Genomic DNA, 17,757 nt, shown 5'->3' on the forward strand with positions numbered 1-17,757 from the left:
GTTATTTTATGCTTGGCCGCTTTCATCCTCACAACAAGCAAACTGGCTTCACGCTATTAGAAGTGATGCTAGTACTGTTGCTTATGGGCTTAGCGGCCGGCTACGTGATGTTCAATGCCTTTGGCGCCAGTAAAGCAGACTTGCTAAAAAGCCAAGCCCAACGACTACAAGTATTGGTCGATATGGCAAGCGATTATGCTGTGCTAAACCAGCAGCAACTTGGCATTCGTATTGAGCAAAAAGACAACGAATACTACTTTGTTTTTTTAGATGAAAATGATGAGTGGCAACGCATTGAAGGCGAGAAATACTACGAAGCCCATACATTACCTGAAGACTTCTCATTTACGCTAAATTTAGACGACTTGCCTTGGGATAAAGAAGACCAACTTTTTGACAGAGGCATATTCGACGAAACGTTAAGCGTGTCTGAAGATGGTGTTGAAATAGGCAGTGAAGAAGAAAAGAAACTGCCACCGCCGCAAATATTAATCATGTCTAGTGGCGATATTACCCCCTTCAGCCTTAGTTTTGCGTATGAAGGTGACTTTAACGACGAACCCGTTTATTTTGCGTTGAACAATGAAGAGTTTCCGCCACTAGAATTGGCTGGCCCCTTTGAGAGCCCAGAACAGTGAAAAGCCCGTTTTCGCATTCGCCCAACAATCAAAAAGGCATGACACTGCTTGAAGTCATGGTGGCACTACTTATTTTTGCCTTAACCGGTACGGCTATTTTAAAGGCCGCAGGGGATCACTTAAATAACGTAGGGCAAATTGAAGCGGTAACCTTTGCCAGCTATGTTGCCAGTAACCGGCTAAACCAGTTACAGCTTGATGATACTTGGCCACCTAAGAACAATTTAAAAGGCAGCATGGAAATGGCTGACCGTACTTGGTATTGGCAGCAAAAAGTAACCAAAACCAATGACGATGAACTTCGCTCGGTAAGTGTCAGCGTAGGCTTAGATTCGGATTATTCTGGCAGTGTCACGTCAGTAACTACCTTTGTGGCCAAGCCCACCAGCGCAGGCATTTAATGAAGCAGCGCGGATTTACTCTGATTGAAATTCTGATTGCCATGGCTATTTTTACGCTCATTGGTTTGGCATCTACAGGCCTGCTAACCACGGTAATTGATAGCAACGACTTATCTAGCGAGCGCTTTGAGAAGTTACAGCAACTACAACGTGCCATGGTCATCATAGAGCGTGATATTCAACAAGCGGTGCCACGGCCAGTTCGCGCTGAAGGGGAAACCCAAACCGTAGTGATGGCTGGCGGCGAGGTAGATGATAGTGACGGTGATGGTATTGGCTTTGTGCGCGGCGGTTGGCACAACCCTCAACTCATGTTGCCCCGAAGCACCCTACAATACGTGGCATATCGCCTTGATGAAGACCGACTAGAACGCCTTTATAGCAACTACGTCGATAATGTTATTGGCTATGAACCTAAGACCCGTACCCTGCTTGAAAATATAGAAAGCTTTACCGTTGAATTCATTAGCGCTGAAAGTAGTACTGATGACAGCGACGATCTAAGTTGGAGTGAAAGTTACCAAGGTGAAGCGTTACCCACTGCGGTGGCAATTGAGTTTGTAAGTAAAGATTTTGGTTTAGTACGTCGTGAGTTTGCCTTAACAGGAGGTTCGGCGTAATGGGCATTCTTATTAGAACGGCTATCAAAGCGCCTACAAAAACACCTAGTTCGCTGCCTTCTCGCCAACAAGGCGTGGCGCTTATGATTGTGCTTATGATTGTAGCGCTGGTATCTGTATTGGCCACTGAAATGGGTACCCGCTTGCAGTTGCAAGTTCAGCGCACCATGAATATTAAAGACAGTAATCAAGCGTACTGGTATGCCTTGGGCGCCGAGGCCTTTGCAAGAAAGTCGCTTCAAACCTTGATGGAAGAAACCGGTGATAAAATTTCGCTAGACCAGCCCTGGGCACAGGAATTTATGTACCCGTTAGACAATGGCGGTTTACAGGCGAACCTTACCGACCTTCAAGCATGCTTTAACTTAAACGCTATTCTACAAGGCAGCGCTAGCGCAAACGTGAATAGTGGTGATGGCGCTACCGAAGCGATGGATGCCTTTCACACTATGCTTTTGGCCCTTGAAATTGACGATCTAAACAGCTTTACCGCTGATACCGTGCGAGACAGTTTGGCCGACTGGGTAGATGAGGATGACAATATGCGCCCTTATGGCGCAGAAGATAGCGAGTATGAGTCGAGAGAGTTTCCTTACTTAGCAGCAAACGGACTACTGGCATCGACAAGCGAATTGCGTATTATTAATGGTGTCTCTGCGGTTTGGTTGAATGAAATTCTTCCTCTGGTTTGCGTAATTCCCGACAACGACACCCTAGCCATTAATGTGAATACCATTGATGAAGAACATGCAGCGCTATTAGCCGGCTTAACGGGGTTAGATTTACAACAAGCCACTAGCTTGCTGGGTAACCGCCCACAAGATGGCTGGGAAGACGTAAGCGAATTTCTGGCCGAGCCGAGTGTTGAAGCATTAAGTTTATCTGATAGCCGAAAAGAATGGTTTACGGTAACCACTGAGTATTTTATTTTGCACACTAAGACCCGTTACAATAAAGCAACGTTTCAACTTTCTACCGTATTTAACGCAAGTAGTGACGCGGGCGTAAAAATAATAAAGCGCGAGTTTGGAGGCGTAAAATAATGGAACAACTCCTGATTAGGTTAGGTGCCACCGAGGCCGACCCAATTAGCTGGCTAGTATGGTCTACAGCCGAAGAAGAAATTATCGCTTCTGGTGAACTTCCCAATGCCGACGCCCTTTCTACCTTAGCGGAACGCGCTGGGCACCGTGCGGTAATTGCATTAGCACCTAGCAGCGAAATATTACTTAAATGGGTAGCTTTACCGCCAAGAGCGGGTAGAAAGGTACTTTCTGCTTTGCCCTTCATGCTTGAAGATGAATTAGCCACTGATATTAGCGAACAGTTTTTTGCTATTGGTCCTAAAGTAGGCGATAGCCAAGCCGTTGCCGTGGTAAGTCATGCAAAACTTCAAATGTGGCAGCAATGGTTAGCTGATGCAGGCTTGTTCTGTAACCATCTAATTCCTGATGTACTCGCCGTACCGGTAACTGAAAACGGTTGGTCTGTACTCACCCTAGGCGAGCAAATGTTGGTACGCCAAGATACCTTTCAAGGTATACAGGGCGAGCAAGCGTGGTTGTTACCCACCCTAGGCCATTTCACCAGCCAACAAGAAGCCCCGGTTGTCATTACCAACTATGCGGGTATTGATTTAAGCGGTGTGCCGAATATTACGGTAAATGACGCCCCTCTTGAGCTACCTATGCATGTGCTAGCCAAAGAGGCGATGTCGAGCAGTTTCAACTTGCTTCAGGGCGAGTATAAAGTAAAGCGTACTCGTAACAATGCGTGGGCACAATGGCGTGTCGCGGCTGTATTAGCGGTACTGGTGTTATGTACCAGCCTGGTTGATAAAACCGTTACCCTGTACCAGCTGAAATCTGATAACGCGGCGCTCTCCAGTGAAATAGATCAAGCGGTAAAATCTGGGTTCCCCAATATTGGCGTTTATCGTAACGTGAAGCTTAAGCTGCAATATGAGCTTGATAAATTATCAAAAACTGGCGGCGACGCCTCTATGTTAGTGATGCTAGATCAGCTTTCAGAAGCCTTTGCTAGCACACAAGTAAAACCACAAACGTTACGGTTTGATGCCACCCGCACCGAAATTCGTATTCAAGCGCAAGGTAAAAGCTTTGAGGCATTAGAGCAATTTCGCCGACAGGCGGAAGGTGCTGGATTTACCGTTGAGCAAGGGGCTATCAATAACCGTGATGACAATGTGATTGGCACGGTATCAATTAGGAGTGTGTTGTGAACGCACTAGTCAGCAAATTTAAAGCGCTTACCGAGCGCGAACAAATACTGGTAATGATCTCTGCTGTGGTAGTGGTTATTGGTTTATTTTATTTTTTGATTTGGTCGCCCCTTAATGCAGCTTTGCATCAGCAAAAGCAATTGCTAGATAACCAACAAAGCTTGCTGGTATGGGTAAAAGACAGTGCCGTTCGCGCTCAACAACTCAGAAAAAGCAGCAACCGCGCTACGCCTTTTCGAGGTTCACTACCTCAAGCCGTTAACCGCACTACGTCAAGTCACAGCATCGCTATTTCGCGTATGCAACCGCAAGATGATGAGTTACAAGTTTGGATAGACCAAGCCCCTTTTAATGATGTGCTGGAATGGTTAAAAACCCTTGAAGGCATGGGCATTGTCATCATTCAGGCCGATATTGCTGAAGCTGATGATCCAGGTTACATCAAAGTTCGCCGTTTACAGTTAGGAAAAGCATGAAGTCTAAGTTTGGTTGGCTAGTGGGTGGCATTGTTGCCTTTCTAATTTTTGCAATTGCTTACATGCCTGCTATTCAGGTGATTGGCAGAGTAGACTTGCCAAAAAATGTATCGATTAGCGGTGTCAGTGGCACATTATGGACGGGTAAGGCGCAAACCATCGTGGTGAACGGACTCCCTATTAATAACGTTAATTGGGAGCTTAGCCCCCTTGCGTTGCTGATTGGAAAAGTAAGTGCGCATGTAAAAGCTGGGAACATTCGCGATGTAAACGACATTGCTTTTGAAGGGCCATTTAAAACCAGTTTGTTTAATACAAACAAAGTAGAAACCACAAACTTTTCAGTTTATCTCCCCGTAGACCGCGTGTTGGCGCAAGTGAATTTGCCTCTGCCAGTTAACGCCAGCGGGCGATTTAAAGTGAAGCTCGACGAACTTACTTTTGGCCCTCAGTGTGTGGCGCTACAAGGCACAGGTGATTGGTTGAATGCCGCCGTTGCAGGTACACAAGGCCCAATCGACTTTGGCACTTATTCTGCCAAACTTCGCTGTGTGGGTGACGACATTGGTATTGTGGTCAGCGAGCCAAATCTACTTGGCCTTTCTATTGATGCTGTAGTTAGCCCAGACATGAAAAAAGTTAAGGTAGACGGGAAATTTAAGCCAGATGATAGCCTTCCTCAAGAAGTACATCAGGCGTCTAAATTCTTCGGACAACCCGATGCGAATGGCTATATCGCCATTAAATTACAATAGGCGCAATGCTATATAAGTTAGCGGCCTTCTTCTCGAGTAAGGTCGCTAACCAATGGAATATTTATTAGGTCTTGCGCGGCAAACACCCGACCGGGAGCAATAACCGCAATAGCCTCAGTAAGCCCATCTAGCCCTGCTTCGCTGCGCTTCATTATATGAGAAAGCACAATACGTTTTGCTTTTGACTCTTTAGCAATTTCAATAATTTGCTTAGGCGTCATATGTAAGTTGGTGGCAGCGCTACCCGCTCCCTTTTCAATATCTTCAATAGCATTATGCAACACAAGCACGTCGGCATGCTTAGCAAAGTTGGCTAATGTTCCATCCGCATTGTTGGTGTCGCCTGAAAAGACGGCAACACATTTATCAATAGTAACTTTCCACGCCAACGCAGGGATTGGGCCATGGTGCACCGATATAGCCTCTATGCTGATATCATCACTAATGGATGTGGAAAAAGTGGTATCTGCAACAGTGTGTGCAGACACCTTATAATCATCTTCACCTTCTTGGGTATAAGAAGACAGGTATTTAAATGCCCCTTCTTTACCTATCAGCGCATTGAGATACGCTTGAGTACTTGGCATAAGGTCGTTACCGGCAGGGCCATAGACGGTTAAATCTGTATCTCGACGTGTGAAATAACTTCCCTTGATAAAACTGGGTAGGTCGGCGGCATGATCAGTATGCAAATGAGATAATAAGATGGTGTCCACATCGGTAAAATCAGCACCCGACGCGCCAAATTGAACACTACTTCCACTCCCAGCATCTACCAATACTTTAGCCTTTTCGTCTTTCCAAAGAAGGTAGGATGCAGAAGCACGCCCATCATCGAGTTCTGGACCGCCAGAGCCAAGCACTTGTAATGAAACTCCTTCACATACGGTCGTGGCGCTTGTATCCATTGATGCATGCTGCGGCAACGACTGCTGAACGGAATCACCCGCTCTTGCTGTTGGATTGGCTGTCGGGTTGGCCGAAGGCGCTGCATAAACAAAAAAGGCTGAGGTAAGTAACCCCAGCCCAATACTTAGTTTTGTACCTACATTAGAACAGTGCGGTTTCGCAACACGGGCTGAACTAGATTTCATGGATGTGACTAACATACTACGTACTCCTATTCAGCGCCTTGTTGCAGATTAGCCCAACACTGTGGGCTAACCGCATTGGTACGCTTAGCTGTTTTGCTGCTCTGCAATCATGATGGTTTTGATATTAACGAATTCACGCATACCATAGCCACCGTGCTCACGACCGTAACCACTGTCTTTAACACCGCCAAATGGCAAGTTAGGCTGAGCTAACGAATAACCGTTAATGTTTACCATACCCGTATCGAACTCGTTTTTGGCAAGGGCGATAGCGTTGTCGGTATCAGTACTAAAGATACCACCACCAAGACCGTAGCGTGAATCATTTGCTACTGTCATCGCTTCCTTGTCATCACGAACGCGAATTAGCGAAGCCACTGGGCCGAATAATTCATCGTCGTATGCCGGCATGCCTGGTGAGACATTTTCTAATACAGTGATAGGGTAAAAATAACCACTACTATCTGGTACTTCACCGCCTAACGATAGCGTTGCACCCGCTTCAAGTGACGCTTTAACTTGGTCATGTAATTCATCACGTAAATCTTCACGTGCCATAGGACCAAGATCGGTATTTTCGTCGGCAGGGTCGCCTACTTTAAGTTTTTTGCACTGGGCAACAAACTTATCTCTGAATTCGTCATAAATACTATCGACGATAACAAAGCGCTTAGCTGCTACACAGGTTTCACCGTTATTGATAACACGGCCCATAATGCAGGTTTCAACCGCTTGGTCGATATCGGCATCTGCAAGTACGATGAAAGCATCGTTACTACCTAGCTCCATCACGGTCTTTTTAGACAAACTTGCTGCTTCTTTAGCAACTTGCTTGCCCACTTCATCACTGCCTGTAAACGTTACGCCGCGAACGTGCTTATGCTTAATTAAGTCACTCGCCGTACCGCCATCAATTAATAGCGACTGATAGACGTTTTTGGGGAAGCCTGCATCTTCATACATTTGCTGGATAGCCACGGCCATTCCAAATACATTTTTAGCATGCTTAAGTACGGTAGTATTACCCGCCATAATGTTTGAAACACTGTAGCGAATAACCTGGTAAAGGGGGAAATTCCAAGGCTGAATACCTAAGATCACGCCAATAGGCTGGTAACTGATGATGGCACGACCACCTTCAAAAATACGATGTTCATCTTCAAGAATTTCAGCACCATGTTCTGCCGTATAACGACAGATATTTGCGCATAGCTGCACTTCTTGCCTACCTTGCTCAGCTACCTTACCCATTTCTCGGGTCATCAGGTTAGATAAGTCGTCAATACGCTCTTCCATCAAATCAGCAAGGTTATTGAATAATTGGGCACGGGCGTCAAAAGAAGTTCTGCGCCAGTTTAAGTAGGCTTCTTGCGAGCGGGTTACCGCTTGCTCTGCATCATCCGCTGACATTAAATGATAATGATCTAGCTTCTCACCCGTTGCAGGGTTATACGTGTTGATTGTCTCGCTCATTGTCACACTCCTTAATCCGTTTGTGATGGATAGTAGTGCAACTACAGAGCCAGATCAGCCAACCTAATATTTCCAACCAAAGATCAACAAGATAGACTAAAGATTAGACATTATGAGCGATATTCGAAAAAAGCTCGATAAGAAATTATTACGGAAATTTATCACCATTTCGGTAGAGCTTACAGAGTGTTTTTAAGTAAAACACTGCTATTTACGATGTTATCTTAAGGGCAATTAGCAGCGTATATTTTGCATATCAATCGGTATATAAATCGGGAAAATGAAACTTTGCCATGGCTAATGTAAGCGCGACTTCATAAACACTTTGTCTAGAAGCATGATTAAGAGTAAGCAGACCAATCGCCCCCCCTTTTTGTTTCACATTGGTGGTATTAAATAACTTATCCATAACAGGGCCTAGTTCTTCGCCCCGCTGTAATGCTTGATACACGCTAACGGGTAACGGCAAGTTGGCACTTCGGCCTATCGACATGCGTCCGCCGTTATAAATCGCCACGTAAGCAAAGGTAGCAGGACCATCTTCGAATACATCAACGCCACCTTCAATAGCCACATACCACGAATCGTTTGTCTCGTCTTTGTGCATATCAATAAGTGCTTTTACCCGGTTTACCGCGCCTAGCCGCGTTTCTTCTTCGCTCATTGGCTGCTCAGATACCCCACTAGGCACGCCAACTTCGTAAACATCGAAATCTTGCTCTAAGGTAATGGATAACGTGATGTGCGCTGCATTTACCTTAACCGGGTTTTTAGACCCTACAAATAATTTACTCAGCATGTTTACCTCCTTCGTTGCTAGAGACAGGGTTTGCCAAAATATCGTCTAACATTAAACGATAGTCGGTAACAGCAGGAAATTCGGTAATATTACGGTTCGGTAAAGTGTTGTCAGGATTATCAACCGCGAGAAGGTGCTGTATACCAAACTCTTTTGCCGCATCTAATATTCGTATTGTGTCGTCTACAAACAAGGTTCGCGCTGGGTTGAAGTTCAAGCGCGCATGTAGCTTCTGCCACAGCAACTGCGACTCTTTAGTAACACCAAACTCATGCGTGGAAATTAAGTTATCGATATGCGCGTCTAACTGCGTACGCTCTATTTTTAACGATAAACTACCAGGGTGTGCATTAGTCACTAACACCACCTCGCGACCAGACTGATGCAACGCCTCTAAGAAAGGGACAGTATCGGGGCGAATTTCAATAAGGTGCGCTAGCTCTCGCTTTATCGGCATAATATCGATATCCAGTGTTTCTGCCCAATAGTCGAGGCAATACCACTGAATTTGACCGTGCACTTTTTCATAATGTGAGGCCATCATGTCACGACATTCTTGTTCCGGAATACCTTTAATTTCAGCCAAACGCGTTGGCAAATGGTCTAGCCAAAACCGGTTGTCGTAGTGCAAATCCAGTAGGGTGCCGTCCATATCTAACAACACCGTATCAATTTCATTCCAGGGCAGAAAGGGCAAGCGATTTTCCTTATAATGAAGTAAGCTAGTTACAGTAGGTATGATAACAAAGTTGTAGCAAGAGACATGCGAAAAATTGACCCGAACAAGCCGTTACCGCAAATTCACAATCGGGAAATTGTTGCCCAAAGTAAGCTTTTTCGCGTAGAGCGCCTAGACTTAGAGTTTTCTAATGGCGCAACGCGAGAATTTGAACGGATGGCAGGAGGCAATCGTGGCGCCGTCATGATTGTTCCCATGATTGATAAAGATACCATGGTATTGATTCGTGAATATGCCGCAGGTACTCACTCCTATCAACTTGGCTTTCCAAAAGGCCTTATCGATCCTGGCGAATCCGCCCTTGAAGCCGCTGATAGAGAATTGAAAGAAGAAGCAGGTTTTGGTGCGAATGACCTGATTGAATTACACAAAGTTAGCATGGCACCTACCTTTTTTAATGCCAACATGACCATTGTAATAGCAAGAGATTTATACCCTGAACAACTAGAGGGTGATGAACCTGAGCCATTGGAAGTCATTCACTGGCCCCTTGCTGAAGCAGATGCCTTACTGGCCCGTGAAGATTTTATTGAAGCCCGCTGTATCGCTGCGCTGTTACTTGCTCAAAAATGGTTGAAGGACCAATAGATTATGCCCGATGAACACCCCCACAGCGAACTATTAGAGCTCGCAAAAACTGTTGCCGTTGAAGCCGGCGAAGCTGTGCTTAAAGTGTATGATAAAGGCGATTTTGACGCTTACCAAAAAGAAGACGATTCTCCGGTTACTAGCGCCGATTACCTTGCCAACGATATTATTGTTAAACGCTTAAGCGACGCCACCCCCGACATTCCTATTCTGTCTGAAGAAAATAAGCATGCCAGCTTGGAAGAGCGAAAAGATTGGCCGCGTTATTGGCTTATCGATCCTATCGACGGCACCCAAGAGTTTATCGCCAGAAGCGGTGACTTTGCGGTGAACATCGCACTTATTGAAAATAATCAGCCTAAAATTGGTGTTATTTTCTGGCCTCCTGGGCAATCGCTGTATTTTGCCGAAAAGGGTAAAGGGGCATATAAATCATCACCTGACGGGGAAGAGAAAATTGCCGTTCGTAAGCTTGATGATCCTAAAAACAGTGTGGTGATGATTGCCATTAGCCGCCGACAAAGCCGCGAAAAAGTATTAGGCCGAATGTGTGCAAAGCGGGTTTATCAAACCCTGCCATTAGGCAGCTGTTCGCTGAAAGCCTGCTTTATTGCAGAAGGTAAGGCCGATGTATTTATGCGAATTGGTGTAACAGGTGAGTGGGATACAGGTGCATCACAGTGCATAGTATCTGAAGCCGGAGGCAGTATTGCTGCTGCTAACTTCGAACCACTTACTTATAACCAGCGTCATTCGCTAGAGAACCCAGATTTTGTAGTAATGGGCGATCAAAGAGTGCCATGGAAAGATGTTGTCCAGTATAATGATTTTGTAAACCCTCATCGTAATTAGTACGTTAGGTTATTTGGTCTATGCCATCTTCGAGTAGTCTCGAGTGGACATTATTATTATTTAAAGGAGTAATATTATGGTGACGACACGTATTCGCAAGGTAACAACTGCCTTGCTTGCATGCGGTCTTGCGTTTCCTGCACTTGCTGACTGGAACCTAGATAGCGACACCAGTGTTTTGCATTTCCTTTCTACCAAGAATTCACAAATTACCGAAGTACATAAATTCGATAGTTTTGAAGGCAGTTTATCTAATGCTGGAAAATTACGTGTTACGGTTAATTTGGCGTCGGTAAATACGTCGATCGATATTCGTAATACACGTATGCAAGACATGCTATTCAATGTGACAGAATTTGCTGAAGCAACTTTCGATGCAACCTTACCTGAGTCAATGCTGAATTTAGCCGACGGCGAAGTGGCCAGCGGCAAAGTTGATGGCATTTTAACCTTGCATGGTATGGCGGTTCCTACTAGCTTCTCTATAATGGCAAGCAAAGTAAACGCAGATACTTTAACGGTTTCAACTACCGCGCCTACGCTAATTAAAGCTGAGTCTTTCGGATTAACAGCAGGTATTGAAGCATTGCAAAAAATTGCAGGGCTAAAGAGTATTACTACTACGGTTCCGGTTTCTTTCTCCGTAACGTTCACGCAGTAAGTACACCTTATATAGAAAAAGCCGGGGCTTTACCTTTGAAGTAAAGCTGCCGGCTTTTTTGTGTCTGGCTGTTTATGTTCAGCGCTTTAATTTACTAACGTATACAACACGCTATGCGTTATTTACTAATGCTGGACGCATAGGCAGCGGCTTTTCACTTAATACTTGCTCAGGCATGGTTACCCACAAACTTTCAGGTAGTGCCGGCTCTTCTGCCTTGTACTGAGACAATGCGAAGTAATTCATAGCCACCCGCAAACGTTTAAGCGCGGTGCATTCATTCACTTCTTGGTCGATAACAAACACGCCCCATTTACGCATTTGTATGCCCAAATCATCACTGCTAGTAATACGGATAACCGGCGCGGCCAGTACCATTCCAATTAACACAGGTAGCAACCACATAAATAACGATGGTGTGTAATAAAATGTAGTCACACCCCAAATTACAGCTAAACAACTCATAATTTGAGTATGCTTAAAGGCCACACTCCAAGGTACTTTTTTACCTTCACGTTCTTGGGCTTCCCATTTAACAGAATGACCAACAAAAACACTGATCACAAAGAAGCTATGATAAAACATCATTAACGGTGCAATAAGAATAGCCATGATAATTTCTAATACAGAACTTTTCAGTAACGAAAAGGCACCACCAAACTCTTCTCTGCGTTTGATAAGTGCCAATACTATCCCTAGTACTTTAGGTAAAAATAACAACGCGGCTGTACCCCACATTGTGACCATCATCATGTCCTGACGGGCTACCTGCCAGCTTGGGAATAATTGATATTCAGAGGTAAAGAAATCTGGAACAGACGTAGCACGGATGAGTGCATCAGCTGTACCTAGCGCTAGCATACAAAACAGTATTAGTGATGAAATATAGGCAAACGCACCAAATAAGAAGTGAAGACGGTTAGCCGCTTTCAGGCCTTTCACGTTCAGCAAACCTAAATGCTGAATGTTACCTTGTACCCAACGACGATCACGAATAGCGTAATCAACAACGTTGCTAGGGACTTCTTCATAGCTGCCCGTGGTATCGGTCAGTAAATAGGCCTGCCAGCCTGCACGACGAAGCAGCGCAGCTTCAACAAAGTCATGACTAAGAATTTCACCACCAAACGGGGCGCTGCCTTCTAATTTAGGTAAACCACAATGCTGCATAAAGGGCGCAATGCGAATAATCGCGTTATGCCCCCAATAGTTGGCGCTATCGGTTTGCCAAAATGATAAACCTGTTGCCAGCATTGGGCTGTAAAGGTGTGCGGCAAATTGTACAAAGCGGCCAAAGAAGGTATTTTGACGTACCGGCATAGGGATAGTTTGTACTAACGCGGTATCTGGGTTTTGTTCAATACGGCGGGCTAAATCTAACATTCGCTCGCCAGTCATTATACTATCGGCATCTAGCACGATCATAGATTCGTAGTTCGCGCCCCAGCGTTCGCAAAATTCTTTCAAGTTACCCACTTTACGATGAAGGTTCTTTTCCCGGCGACGATAAAACACCTGTGACGCGTAGCTGCCTAAGCGCTTAGTCATACGTTGCCACGCGCGAAGCTCGGCATCTGCTTTATTTTGATCCCGTGTGTCACTTAGCATATAAAAATCGAAATGCTCAGCCTGTGGGGTATTCATTAACTCACGGACACACGCTTCAAAACCCACCATAATTCGGCGCGTATCTTCATTGTATACAGGCATTACCACTGCATGGCGCTGAGTTAACTGTGTGGCTTCATCAGGCTTACTTGGCTTTTTACGTAAGCTTAAAGGGTCAATATTAAACAGCTGAAGTACAAAACCGATAATACCAGTCCAAAAAGCCATACAAAGCCAAGCGAACAGCATTAGACCTAGTCCAAGCTGGGCCATCTCAAGCTTAGTTAACCCATTAGGAAGAAAAATTTCATAAAGGCTCCAACCGGCCAAAGCCGTACTCGGAAGCACTAAGATTGCCATTATAAATAAGCGCATGTGCTCTCCTGTCGTGATGAATCGATCACGCTTTGTTGAGGATTTAGGGGAAATGGAAGCATTACTTGGGTTGATAGACATAATTCCAAACCTCACTGATACGTTTGCCATCTAGCTCGATATAAGCACGCATATCTACCGTGCTTTTGTCTTTAGGCATAAGAAGAAAAGTGGCGCGCCATTCTTTACCTTCATTAACGGGGTAAAGGCGCTGCTGAGAAATTGCACCATTGCTACCTTGCACAATAAGCTTGGTAGTGTCTGGGTTGAAGCTTGTGGCCGTATTTTCATTAGCTGCCAGTTCAGGTGCTGCTAGCTCCGGCGAAGAGAAGTCAGGAGAAGAGAAATCAACAATAAAACGACGCTGACCTTGCTTTGTTTCATCTTTCACTTTCTCGCCAGGTAACGACGGCTTACTTTGGCGTGTACGAATAACGGTTGCTAACTCGCTTACAAAGGCGTTTCGCTCTACCGTTTTTAAGGTGTACGCAAAATAACGAGATTCACCGCTAAGTAATGGCGCTTCAGGCACCCAGTACGCCACAATATTGTCGTGCGTCTCTGAGTTAGTCGGAATTTCTACCACCTCTAAGCGACCTTTCTCGAACCCTTCGGTGGGCGTTACCCAAAGGCCCGGGCGAATATGATAGTTTGCTTCAGCATCCAAGTAGTTGCCCCACTCGCCATCGCGCTGCAACATACCAAAACCTTTTGGCGCGCTGTCACTTAACGAAGTGATTTGTAGTCTTGCTGGGTTAGTCAGTGGACGCCAAATCTCTTCATCTGCATGTGTCACCATTAATACACCGTCGCTGTCATGCACTTCAGGGCGATAGTCGTCTGAGCGTTTTTCACTGTTTTCGCCATAAAGAAACATGCTGGTAAAAGGGGCGACACCTAGCTTTTCTACATCTTCGCGGGCAAACAACCAGCTTTGCACATCTACTTGTGTATCTATGCCCGGCTCAATAACAAACTTGTACGCACCGGCCACTGACGGGCTTTCTAGTCGTGCGTAGATCGTAATAGGTTGGCCTTCTTTTGGCTCAATAAGCCAAAATTCAGTAAAGTGAGGAAACTCTTCTCCTTTCGTTAGGGCAGTATCAATGGCAAGCCCTCGAGCAGAAATACCATATACTTGGTTCTTACCCACTAGACGAAAATAAGAGGCCCCTAAAAATACGGCAAACTCATCTTTATAGGTTTCATTTTTCAATGGGTAATGAACCCGAAAGCCTGCAAACCCCGTTTTATCGTTGGTCAGCCCTGCTAACGGTGCAGCTTTGTCGTCATAGCGGAACATGTCACTAGAGAAGGGAATACGCTCGGCGCTATTAGATTCATCGATAGTGTGAACTGTCACAGGTAACTCATAAAGAAAGCCAGGATGAAAAAACTGTACTTCGTAGTCGTTCTCGCCAATCCACAAGCTTTTTTCAGGATTAAAGCGGATAGCCCGATAGGTTTGATAATCGATTGATTTTAATCCGTCATCGAGGCCATGATCGTTTTGCTCATAGCTTTCCTCGGCAGACGCTTTGGCAGCGTCGATAACAGATTGAAGAATAGGGGATGCATCACGAGGCTCGTTGCTATTACTCACCCCTTCAGCATTAATCACTGGCGCGACTAATAATGTCAACGCACTGATAATCACAACTGCAACGCGAGAGAAAAGTGACCTAGGGCGTCGCTTAGTTGCTTTACTGACGTGTGTCACGCCATTAAAGCGGTCTTGTTTAAACTCTTGGTGCATGTCGTAATCTCCATGAATTAGGGCTATGCCAAAACGCGTTCAAAAAAGCCACCAACTAACTCCGTAGATGAATGCCCAAAGGTGCTTTTTTAATAGGAACCTCGCTTACCCATAAAGGAAGAAGAACTGGGTAGCGAATTAACCGCGCTTGAACTCATTAAGAGCAGTTGCAAAGAATGAACCAACTTATCTAAAAGGGGTTAAATAACCATCAACCGCTATCTTTTCAAACATTTACAAACGTTATTTTAGGATGGAAGGACTTACTAATACTGTGTAAAAACGTACCAGACATTAGACGAAAGGATATAGTGTAGTTTTTTAGATACACATTTCGCGTGATTTATTGTTCATATAATCATCGCCATTTGAAATATCTATTCCGGTGATAAAAAGCAGTGCTAGGTAAAAACCGCTATCTTTCTGTAAGTTAAAGAAAAATCGTCTATTTAACCATCAGCTCATATCGTGATTGGCAAACCCTTTGCAAAACTAACTTCAGATTTAACGATGGAATTCGCGATATTTGTTTGCACATCACGATGCACAGGTTCGCAAAATTTGAAGCGCAGGTATTTTTTCTTTCTGCGATAAATAGGAGTTTTTTCAATGCGTAAAGCAATCACTTTACTTACAGCACTTACCGCTACCGCAGCCTCTGTTGCTTCTTTTGCAACGTTAGCTGAGTCTCCAGACTGGCGTTATGTAGAAGGTGGCTATAGCAAGATGGATTTTGACGATAACGAATCATTCGAACCCGATGGTTTCGTACTAAGCAGCAAATATCTATTAAACAGCAACATTTACTTAAACGGTGAATACAGCAACTTTGAAGAAGGCAGTTTCGATTTCGATATGCTAACCCTAGGTGCTGGTTACAGAATGCCACTTAACGCGACTACCGATGCATATTTCGGTGCCAACTTTGAGCGTATCGATGGCGATGTCGATGATGAGACGGGCTACAGTGTGAATGCTGGTGTTCGCTCTATGGTGACTGAGCAGGTTGAGCTTCTGGGCGAAGTAGGTTACTACGACGTTGAAGATGGCGATGCCACGTTCAAAGTAGGCGCAAACTACTACATCACACCTCAGTGGGCTGTGGGTGCCAACTACAAGCTTATGGATGACTTAGACATCATGCAGGTAACTGCACGCTACAGTTTCTAAACCTTTCTCGTTTTTAGGATGTTATTTTGATGAAAGGTAGCCGGGTCACTCGCCCGGCTTTTTTGGGCCTTTAGTTTGCGCCTATGCGTTATTCAGCTGTCAGTTATTGAGCGAAACACTATTACGCTACCAAATATTAAGCAACCTAAGGCATTTCTACTCTTCTTGAGCAGATTCACTGTGGGATGTCACATCGTCTTTTGGCCTGATATCCACACTTTCATGTAGCTCAGAATACACCAATACTGCTTCACCACTTTTAAGCGCATCTAATACTTGTGTCACTTTGGTTTCCATACTGACGTCTTCAGCGCCGTATTCTGTACCTTCTCGCAGCACAAATGCTTCCACTAAGCTGTGTAGAGTTTCGGTATCAACCGCATCGATTGGAATTATCATCTCTGCCTCCAGAAAAAATGAGTTCACGCTAATGATTAAGCGTGAAATAAAGCCAGCTAACGTGCAAAAAAGATAAGAAACTTACACGTAGGGCGTGTTCGGATTAATGGGCAGTACATCGCTAACGTACCTTTTTACCCTTTCATGCAACCACACTTTAGGGTTAAACACTGAACCCTGCATAAAGCCAACATGACCACCACGTTCACTGAGTTCAAGGGTAACATTGCGTGCTAATTCTTCTTCTTTGGGCACCACTAAATGGTTCATAAAGGGGTCGTCAATACTGTGTAATACAAGCGTAGGGCAATGAATAGCACTTAAGAAGTGGTACGCACTGCATTTCTCGTAATAGTCATTTGCGTCTTCGAAACCATGCAAGGGCGCAGTGACTTTTTCATCAAATTGCGCAAAGCTGGTAATGTCATCAACATCATCACTCGTTAATTGGATAAGTTTACGATAGTCGATAAACGACATTTTCTTTCGTAACGTGGTCTTTATGCTGTTTAAGAGGTATTTCTGATACACCCGCGAGAAACCGTGGTTGATAGATTTGGCGCACTCAGACAGCTTCAACGGTGACGATATTGCAATAGCCGCATTCAGCCATTTTTGCGCGGGGTTCTCACCAAGCAGCTTTAACAGCATGTTACCACCAAGCGAAAAGCCCACAGCGACTTTGGGGAGCTGGGGGAATTTTTGGTTTAGCCAATCAAGAAAAAAGCTCGGATCGCCAGTCTCGCCAGAATGGTAACCTCTTGGCTTTAAATTCGGTACGCCGCTACAGCCACGATAATGCATCATCACCACTTGCCAGCCATTCACCGATAAATTGGCCATCATGTCGTTGGCGTAATGTGAGCGAATGCTACCTTCAAGGCCATGAAACATCACGATTATACCCGAAGGCTCTGCGGGCTTTGGCCCCCATGCAACGTCCACAAAATCGTCATCAGGCAGCGTTAGGCGTTCCATGCTGTATTTTAGCGGCAAGCGTTTTTGAATGAAGCGCGGCCATATAGTTTGAACATGACGGTTCTTCGCCCAACTTGGTACCCGAAAACTGCTTTTTATAATCTTTCCATGCGATAACGCGATTTTGCTCATG

19 protein-coding genes are annotated in these 17,757 nt (G+C 44.9%); 11 read left to right on the plus strand and 8 right to left on the minus strand.

Features of this window, described 5'->3' with window-relative positions:
- Positions 1-8 precede the first annotated feature (8 nt).
- The 7 genes from gspH to ALT761_RS19530 are packed head-to-tail and all read left to right on the plus strand — an operon-like array spanning position 9 to position 5,132.
- Positions 9-638: a type II secretion system minor pseudopilin GspH gene (gene gspH, locus ALT761_RS19500; RefSeq protein WP_129740432.1), complete on the plus strand. Its 630-nt coding sequence runs from the start codon at positions 9-11 to the stop codon at positions 636-638.
- Positions 635-1,039, plus strand: a complete 405-nt coding sequence (gene gspI / locus ALT761_RS19505; protein ID WP_269472490.1) for a type II secretion system minor pseudopilin GspI — start codon at positions 635-637, stop codon at positions 1,037-1,039. Before gspH ends, gspI begins: the two co-directional genes overlap by 4 nt.
- Positions 1,039-1,659: a type II secretion system minor pseudopilin GspJ gene (gene gspJ / locus ALT761_RS19510; protein ID WP_013786672.1), complete on the plus strand. Its 621-nt coding sequence runs from the start codon at positions 1,039-1,041 to the stop codon at positions 1,657-1,659. The genes gspI and gspJ overlap by 1 nt, the downstream gene beginning before the upstream one ends.
- A complete protein-coding gene (gene gspK / locus ALT761_RS19515; RefSeq protein ID WP_129740433.1) occupies positions 1,659-2,702 on the plus strand; it encodes a type II secretion system minor pseudopilin GspK in 1,044 nt (347 codons plus the stop codon). Before gspJ ends, gspK begins: the two co-directional genes overlap by 1 nt.
- Positions 2,702-3,901, plus strand: coding sequence for a type II secretion system protein GspL (gene gspL / locus ALT761_RS19520; RefSeq protein ID WP_129740434.1), 1,200 nt, complete (start codon positions 2,702-2,704; stop codon positions 3,899-3,901). Before gspK ends, gspL begins: the two co-directional genes overlap by 1 nt.
- Positions 3,898-4,377, plus strand: coding sequence for a type II secretion system protein GspM (gspM, locus tag ALT761_RS19525; protein ID WP_013786675.1), 480 nt, complete (start codon positions 3,898-3,900; stop codon positions 4,375-4,377). The genes gspL and gspM overlap by 4 nt, the downstream gene beginning before the upstream one ends.
- On the plus strand, positions 4,374-5,132 hold the full coding sequence (locus ALT761_RS19530) for a type II secretion system protein N (RefSeq protein ID WP_013786676.1): 759 nt from the start codon (positions 4,374-4,376) through the stop codon (positions 5,130-5,132). The genes gspM and ALT761_RS19530 overlap by 4 nt, the downstream gene beginning before the upstream one ends.
- Positions 5,133-5,149: 17 nt before the next feature.
- Here ALT761_RS19530 and ALT761_RS19535 read toward each other — a convergent pair whose 3' ends face one another.
- The 4 genes from ALT761_RS19535 to yrfG form a co-directional block, all read right to left on the minus strand.
- Positions 5,150-6,241: an MBL fold metallo-hydrolase gene (locus tag ALT761_RS19535; protein WP_129740435.1), complete on the minus strand. Its 1,092-nt coding sequence runs from the start codon at positions 6,239-6,241 to the stop codon at positions 5,150-5,152.
- A gap of 69 nt (positions 6,242-6,310) precedes the next feature.
- The gene (locus tag ALT761_RS19540; protein ID WP_129740436.1) at positions 6,311-7,699 is read right to left on the minus strand and encodes an NAD-dependent succinate-semialdehyde dehydrogenase; all 1,389 of its coding nucleotides are present in this window, start codon (positions 7,697-7,699) and stop codon (positions 6,311-6,313) included.
- Positions 7,700-7,955: 256 nt separating this feature from the next.
- Complete coding sequence (gene yjjX / locus ALT761_RS19545; protein ID WP_013786679.1) at positions 7,956-8,498, minus strand: inosine/xanthosine triphosphatase; 543 nt, start codon at positions 8,496-8,498, stop codon at positions 7,956-7,958.
- The gene (gene yrfG, locus ALT761_RS19550; RefSeq protein ID WP_129740437.1) at positions 8,488-9,195 is read right to left on the minus strand and encodes a GMP/IMP nucleotidase; all 708 of its coding nucleotides are present in this window, start codon (positions 9,193-9,195) and stop codon (positions 8,488-8,490) included. Before yrfG ends, yjjX begins: the two co-directional genes overlap by 11 nt.
- Positions 9,196-9,261: 66 nt before the next feature.
- On the opposite strand from yrfG, the gene nudE reads away from it, so the two are divergent.
- From nudE to ALT761_RS19565, 3 genes are all read left to right on the plus strand, one after another.
- Positions 9,262-9,825: an ADP compounds hydrolase NudE gene (gene nudE / locus ALT761_RS19555; protein WP_057795243.1), complete on the plus strand. Its 564-nt coding sequence runs from the start codon at positions 9,262-9,264 to the stop codon at positions 9,823-9,825.
- A 3-nt stretch (positions 9,826-9,828) separates the two neighbouring features.
- Positions 9,829-10,677, plus strand: coding sequence for a 3'(2'),5'-bisphosphate nucleotidase CysQ (gene cysQ / locus ALT761_RS19560; protein ID WP_013786682.1), 849 nt, complete (start codon positions 9,829-9,831; stop codon positions 10,675-10,677).
- Between the two features lie 76 nt (positions 10,678-10,753).
- The gene (locus ALT761_RS19565; protein ID WP_129740438.1) at positions 10,754-11,338 is read left to right on the plus strand and encodes a YceI family protein; all 585 of its coding nucleotides are present in this window, start codon (positions 10,754-10,756) and stop codon (positions 11,336-11,338) included.
- 111 nt (positions 11,339-11,449) lie between these two features.
- Here the strand turns inward: ALT761_RS19565 and mdoH are convergent, their stop codons facing one another.
- Both mdoH and ALT761_RS19575 read right to left on the minus strand, forming a co-directional pair.
- Positions 11,450-13,402 (minus strand): glucans biosynthesis glucosyltransferase MdoH, encoded by a 1,953-nt coding sequence (gene mdoH, locus ALT761_RS19570; RefSeq protein ID WP_129740439.1) that lies wholly within the window; start codon positions 13,400-13,402, stop codon positions 11,450-11,452.
- Complete coding sequence (locus ALT761_RS19575; protein WP_129740440.1) at positions 13,383-15,077, minus strand: glucan biosynthesis protein; 1,695 nt, start codon at positions 15,075-15,077, stop codon at positions 13,383-13,385. Before ALT761_RS19575 ends, mdoH begins: the two co-directional genes overlap by 20 nt.
- Positions 15,078-15,686: 609 nt before the next feature.
- Between ALT761_RS19575 and ALT761_RS19580 the strand changes: the two genes are divergently transcribed.
- Positions 15,687-16,247: an outer membrane beta-barrel protein gene (locus tag ALT761_RS19580; protein WP_129740441.1), complete on the plus strand. Its 561-nt coding sequence runs from the start codon at positions 15,687-15,689 to the stop codon at positions 16,245-16,247.
- A 156-nt stretch (positions 16,248-16,403) separates the two neighbouring features.
- On the opposite strand, the gene ALT761_RS19585 is transcribed toward ALT761_RS19580, so the two are convergent.
- Together ALT761_RS19585 and ALT761_RS19590 are read right to left on the minus strand one after the other, a co-directional pair.
- The gene (locus ALT761_RS19585; protein ID WP_129740442.1) at positions 16,404-16,646 is read right to left on the minus strand and encodes a YheU family protein; all 243 of its coding nucleotides are present in this window, start codon (positions 16,644-16,646) and stop codon (positions 16,404-16,406) included.
- A gap of 81 nt (positions 16,647-16,727) precedes the next feature.
- A complete protein-coding gene (locus ALT761_RS19590; RefSeq protein WP_129740443.1) occupies positions 16,728-17,756 on the minus strand; it encodes a hydrolase in 1,029 nt (342 codons plus the stop codon).
- Position 17,757 lies beyond the last annotated feature (1 nt).

It is taken from the genome of Alteromonas sp. 76-1, from assembly GCF_900654235.1.
GTDB lineage: Bacteria > Pseudomonadota > Gammaproteobacteria > Enterobacterales > Alteromonadaceae > Alteromonas > Alteromonas naphthalenivorans.